Annotated in this window: 4 protein-coding genes and 2 pseudogenes; 5 read left to right on the forward strand and 1 reads right to left on the reverse strand. The window is 73.9% G+C overall.

Annotation, left to right across the window (positions count from 1 at the left end):
• On the reverse strand, positions 1-481 hold a 481-nt coding region (locus tag KUM40_RS27150; protein ID WP_217168827.1), incomplete at its 3' end, for an aminotransferase class I/II-fold pyridoxal phosphate-dependent enzyme.
• A gap of 194 nt (positions 482-675) precedes the next feature.
• Here KUM40_RS27150 and KUM40_RS27155 point away from each other — a divergent pair.
• From KUM40_RS27155 to KUM40_RS41700, 5 genes and pseudogenes are all read left to right on the forward strand, one after another.
• Positions 676-978, forward strand: coding sequence for a hypothetical protein (locus KUM40_RS27155; RefSeq protein ID WP_217168828.1), 303 nt, complete (start codon positions 676-678; stop codon positions 976-978).
• Between the two features lie 399 nt (positions 979-1,377).
• Entirely contained in the window at positions 1,378-1,914 is a 537-nt protein-coding gene (locus KUM40_RS27160; RefSeq protein ID WP_217168829.1) for a DUF2617 family protein, read from the forward strand.
• A 99-nt stretch (positions 1,915-2,013) separates the two neighbouring features.
• On the forward strand, positions 2,014-3,684 hold the full coding sequence (locus KUM40_RS27165; protein WP_217168830.1) for a polyamine aminopropyltransferase: 1,671 nt from the start codon (positions 2,014-2,016) through the stop codon (positions 3,682-3,684).
• Between the two features lie 303 nt (positions 3,685-3,987).
• A pseudogene (locus tag KUM40_RS27170) lies at positions 3,988-4,417 on the forward strand (sensor histidine kinase); the annotation flags it as partial.
• A gap of 273 nt (positions 4,418-4,690) precedes the next feature.
• A pseudogene (locus KUM40_RS41700) lies at positions 4,691-4,854 on the forward strand (helix-turn-helix domain-containing protein); the annotation flags it as partial.

Below are 4,854 nucleotides of genomic sequence, written 5' to 3' on the forward strand. Positions count from 1 at the left end.
CCCCCTCCCCCTCCCCCTCCGCCGCGTGCGGGCGCAGGGTCACCGGTACGCGCGTGCCGCCCGCCATCGCGATGCAGGCCGCGTACGAGTCGTAGTACGGCTCCAGCGCGACGACCTCGTCGCCCGGCTCCAGCAGGGCCAGCAGGGAGGCGGCGACGGCCTCCGTGGCGCCCGCGGTGACCAGGACCTCGGTGTCGGGGTCGTAGGACAGTCCGTAGCGGCGGTGCTGGTGGCCGGCGACGGCGGCGCGCAGCTCGGGGACGCCGGGACCCGGCGGGTACTGGTTGCCGCGCCCGTCGCGCAGCGCCCGTACGGCGGCCTCCCTGACCTCCTCGGGGCCGTCGGTGTCCGGGAAGCCCTGGCCCAGGTTGATCGCGCCGGTCGTCACCGCCAGGGCGGACATCTCGGCGAAGATCGTCGTTCCGAACTCTGCGAGCCGGCGGTTCAGGAGGGGGCGGGCGCTGGAGCTCATGGAGGTCATGGCGGCCATCCTGCGCCGAAGCTCTGGACTTCCTCAACTCTGCTTTGGGGTGTGGCGGTGCGGGGCATCCCCTGTTCACGCAACGAGCTTCACGGCGTGAACCACAGGCAGTCGATACGCAGCGAGGCATCCGACGGGGGATTGCTTCGGGGGATGTTCCGGGCGTGCGTCCGGAACGGAAGGAGGGTGGAGCCATGGTCACAGGCATCATCCTGATCGTGGTCGCAGCCCTGGTGATCAGGGTGTTCGTGATGGGCCGGCGCGCCTCCCGCACCGTCCGGACGAGGAAGGACGGGCGCGGCTCGCTCTGGTCGAGCACGGGCGGGGGCGGCAGCGGCGGCGGCAGCAGCGGAAGCTGGTGGGCCGGGGACGGCGGGGGCTCGTCCCCGGGCGGACACCACTCGGGCCACTCCTGCGGTGGCGGCTCGTCCTGCGGAGGCGGGTCGTCCTGCGGGGGAGGGGGCGGCGGCGGATGCGGTGGTGGAGGCGGCGGCTGACACGGGGCAGCCGAGCTCCGGCCAGGGGGAACCGCATCCCCGTCACGGGGCCCACTCCTGGGACCGGGCCCCGAGTCCCACCACGAGCGCCCGCCGGGGCAGCACGCCCGGTGGGCGCTCCCACGCACCGGCGCACTTCGCGCGTGCGGGGTGTGCGCCCTGGTTGAACAATTGAGCTGTTGAGCCCCCTGAGGGATGGAAACACCACGAAGTTGGGTAAAAACGCTGTGGCGGCGCCGTGGTTCATGATTCCCTCTCCATCACCAACGCAGCTCCTCGGACGACCTGTTGACCCCCCTCCTGACCGGCCGACTGGGCTGAGCGGGCCGCATCCCCGGCCGTGGCCGGGATGCGCAGGCCCCACACCTTCCTCTCCTTGTGTGCTTGCGGAGCCGATCCATGCTCACGACCCTGAAAACCGCCTACACCGACACACGCGCCGCCGACCTGGCCTGGACCCTGGGGTGCGAGCCGCTGCCCGCGCTCGCCTGTCTCGATGTCGAACTGAAGGACGCGAGACTGCAGTTGAGACTCCTGGGCGCCTCCCATCAAGTCCTGCTCGAGGAGGAGCGGGGCAGTTGCTCGGAGACGGTGGCGTGCATCCCCGGCAGCAGCACCCCCCTTCCGCTGGGCGTCGCCAAGCGGGTGGGCGACTGGGAGTACGAGTTCGCCGCCCGCGTGGAGGTGCTGACACCGGGCTCCTTCGCCGGCCGCGCCCAGGAACTGCTGGCCCTGGTCTCCGACCACCCGCACGGACTGGCCGGCGTCTTCCCCGGCAGCCCGCACGCCTTCACCGCGCTGCTGGCCCAGCGGCACGAGGGGCAGGTGCACTGGCGGACCTGGCACGCCTACCCGCAGGACGGCCAGTTGGTGGCGACCCGGACCCGGGTGGGCGTCCGGGTACCGGCACCCCAGCTCAGCGCGCCGTTGGGGTGAGCGGGTCGGCGCCGGATAAACCTGCGGTGCCCAACGGGACGCCAGTTTCACACGTGTGGGTGACGAAGCGCAGCGCGGGAGTGACGTAACGTCACCCCCGTGATCGAACCGCACGCCCCCGCCCCGCCCGGCTCTCCGCCGTCCTGGGGCGGACCCGGCGGCTCCGCCGCCTCCGGCGGCCCCGAGGTTCCCGCGCGGCTGCCCGTCCGGCCGGCCCTCGGGCGGTTCCTGGTGCTGGCGGGCGTGTTCGTCTGCGCGGCCTGCGGACTCGTGTACGAACTCGAACTCGTCGCGCTCGCCTCGTACCTGATCGGCGACTCGGTCACCCAGGCGTCCGTCGTCCTGTCCGTCATGGTCTTCGCGATGGGCCTCGGCTCGCTGGCCGCCAAACGGCTGCGCCGTCTCGCCGCGGCCGGTTTCGGCGCGCTCGAGTCCGTCCTCGCGCTCGTCGGCGGATCCAGCGCGATGGTCCTGTACGCCGTCTTCGCCTGGACCGGCGGCTGGGGCGGGCTGTGGGCCGACGGCCCGCGCGTCCTGCTGGTCGCCTTCTCCCTCGTCATCGGCGTGCTGATCGGCGCCGAGGTGCCGCTGCTCATGGAGCTGATCCAGCGGGTGCGCCGGCAGGACCCGGGCGGCGCCGTCGCCGACCTGTTCGCCGCGGACTACGTCGGCGCGCTCGTCGGCGGCCTCGCCTTCCCCTTCGTGCTGCTGCCCTTCCTCGGCCAGCTCACCGGCGCGCTGCTCACCGGCACCGTCAACGCCGTCGTCGGCGCCGCCCTGGTCCTCGGCCTGTTCCGGCGCGACCTGACCCGCCGGGCCCGCTGGCTGCTGCTGACCGCCAACGCCGTCGTCCTCTCCCTGCTCGCCACGGCGACCGTCCTCGCCGACGACTTCGAACGCGCCGCCCGGCACGCCGTGTACGGCCAGGACGTCCGCGTGGCCGTCCGGACCGACGTGCAGGAAGTGGTCCTCACCGGCGACGCCGACGGCCGGCCCCTCCACCTGTTCCTGGACGGACGGCTGCGGGTCAGCGGCAGCGACGAACGGCGGTACCACGAGGCACTGGTGCTCCCCGCCCTGAGCGGGCCGCACGCGCGCGTGCTGATCCTCGGCGGCGGCGACGGTCTCGCCGCGCGGGAGGTGCTGCGCCACCCCGGCGTGCGCCGCGTCGACGTCGTCGGACTCGACCCCGCCCTGACCGGGCTGGCCCGGCACGACCCCGGCCTGTCCACCCTCAACGAGCACGCCTACGGCGACGCGCGCGTCCACGCCACCACGGGGGACGCCTTCCACCGGCTGCGTTCGACGCCCTCCGCGACGTACGACGTGGTGATCTCGGACCTGCCCGACCCGGGCATCACGGCCAGCACGAAGCTGTACTCGCAGGAGTTCTACGGCCTGCTGCGGCGGGTGCTCGCGCCCGAGGGGCGGCTGGTGGTCCACGCGGGACCGGTCTCCGCCCGCCCCCGGGACTTCTGGACGGTGGACGCCACCCTCCGCGCGGCCGGCCTGCCGGCCGTCGCCTACCGCGTCGGCGCGCGTGACGCCGGCTCGGCACCGGGCCCCGACCGCACGGCCGCCGCCCGCCGCGCCCCCGGCGACTGGGGCTTCCTGCTGGCCGCCCGTACGCCCCCGCCCCTGCGCCTGGACCCGGCGGCCCCCCGCCCGCACACCGTCACCCCCGGATCCCTGGCCCGGGACGCGCGCGCCGCGTCCCGCACCCGGATCCACGGGCTGCCCCCTTCGACGCTGCTGCACCCCCGGTACTGAGACCTGTACTGAGATCTGTACTGAGCTCGGTACTGAGCCCGGGCACGGGGGCGGCGGCGCGGGCGACCCCTGGGCCGGTCGGCCCGGCCGCGCCACGCCCCCTGCGGCGGTCGGCCCGACCGCGCCACTTCCCCCTGCGGCTGTCGGCCCGACCCTCCCCCGGGTAGGGGCCGGACCGCCGCATCCCCCTGCGGATCGCTCGCACCGAGAACCTACGGCCGCTCCACCCGTCCCGGAATCCAGCGGTGGGTGGAGACGGGACCCAACCCGGCGCGGTAGACGCCCGGTTCCTGCAACTTCCGCGAACTCACCTTGCAGCTCCGCGCCGAACAGGCCGACCGGACCCGCCGCGAGGTCGCCGGAACGGGTGCGGATCGCCCGCGAACTGCACGACGTGGTCGCCCATCACATCGCCGTCATCAACGTCCAGACCGGCCTGGGCCGCTTCGTCTTCCACTCCGACGCCCGCACCGCACGCGAAGCCCTGGACACGGTCGAGGGCGCCAGCGGCGAGGCGCTGGCCGAATTTCGCCGCGTGCTCGGCCTGTTGCGTGCCGACGGCGTCCAGGGCGCGGACGGCGCCCCCGCTCCCGGCCTCGACCAGCTCGCCGAGATGGTCACCCGGGTGCGGGCCGGCGGAGTGCGCGTGGAGCTGCGCGTCACGGGCACGCCGCGCCCCCTGCCCTCCGGCGTCCAGCTCTGCGTCTACCGGGTGGTGCAGAAGGCCCTCACCTGATTCTTGCGAGGAGGCTTCGGCGTTCACGCCGGGGAGGAATCGCATCCGGGTGTTGCGACGCGGAGCGTCGCCGCAGTCCGGTTCCGGGCGCGGAGCGTCCGTACGGCTGCCGACATGATCCCAGAGTGATGTGAACACGTGTGCTTGTGGTCGCTGGTGGGGGTGGCGGTCGCGGGATCGGCGGGTGTATGTGCGGCTGTCGTACGTATGGTCCTTCGCAGGGGTTGGGGACGGCACGGTGTCCTGGCCGCGGCCGTGAAGGGGGGCGGGATGTTGCAGGCGGGTGCGGGTGCGGGTGCGGGTGCGGAGGGCGGGCGTGCCCGTTACACGTATCGATTGCGGGTGTCGTCGGCTGCCCGTACGGCTCTGGAGGCGGAGTGGGGCCGGTGCCGGTGGGTGTGGAACGAGTGCGTCGCGAAGTCCAGGGCCGTGCA

Origin of the sequence: Streptomyces sp. AC512_CC834 (genome assembly GCF_019049325.1) — a bacterium.
Classification (GTDB): domain Bacteria; phylum Actinomycetota; class Actinomycetes; order Streptomycetales; family Streptomycetaceae; genus Streptomyces.